The sequence below is a fragment of the Porphyromonas uenonis 60-3 genome, from assembly GCF_000174775.1.
GTDB classification, from domain to species: domain Bacteria; phylum Bacteroidota; class Bacteroidia; order Bacteroidales; family Porphyromonadaceae; genus Porphyromonas; species Porphyromonas uenonis_A.
Genome location: NZ_ACLR01000196.1, coordinates 1 through 664, shown reverse-complemented (window position 1 = coordinate 664; position 664 = coordinate 1). Strand labels below are relative to the sequence as shown.

The 664-nt window shown below is 45.3% G+C and carries 1 pseudogene; it reads right to left on the bottom strand.

The features are described from left to right. Nucleotides 1-286 precede the first annotated feature (286 nt). Nucleotides 287-664, bottom strand: a pseudogene (locus PORUE0001_RS07900) (hypothetical protein); the annotation flags it as partial.

Sequence of the window (664 nt, the reverse complement as noted above, 5' to 3'; positions counted from 1 at the left end):
ACACTGAGGCTCCCACACTTCGGACATTTTTTGGTTCATTTTTTCGCCTTTTCAAATGCTCAAAGATACGATAAACACTGGCTTATCCCCCTGTATCACCCACCGTTTTGACCTATACATTCGCGTTGGCTCACTTTTAACACTTCAAAGCTTTTCAAACCCTTATATGTCTCTCTATACCTAGAAAAGACCTTTAACTCACCCACCATTTTGACCTATAAGTCTATAATAATAAGGGAGCGAAAGAGATTCTCTTTCGCTCCCTTATTTAAGGAAGATCTACGGGTCAATACATATAACCGATGGACAGAAAGACGGTATGAGACTGACCATAAGGGGTCACATTCTTGTAGTTGTCAGCTGCCATCTCATCTGCATCCTTGATGGGGAAGCCATACTTGTATCCGGCACCGAAGAAGAGCATATTCCCATACTTCAAGGGGATGCCAAAGTCGCACCTTACGAGCGGTCCAGCACTGATCAGGCTGTAGTCGGAGTGAAGGTCACCGGTAACACATCCACTCAGGGAAGGAATGACATATACAGACTTTAGGTCAAGCGGCACCTGCAGACCCGCAAAAGCATTGAAGCTAAAAAGGGTCACTCGCTTGATGAACTCCTGAGGTACCTCCACTTCCTTGCGATCTTTCAACAAGAAGCTCGG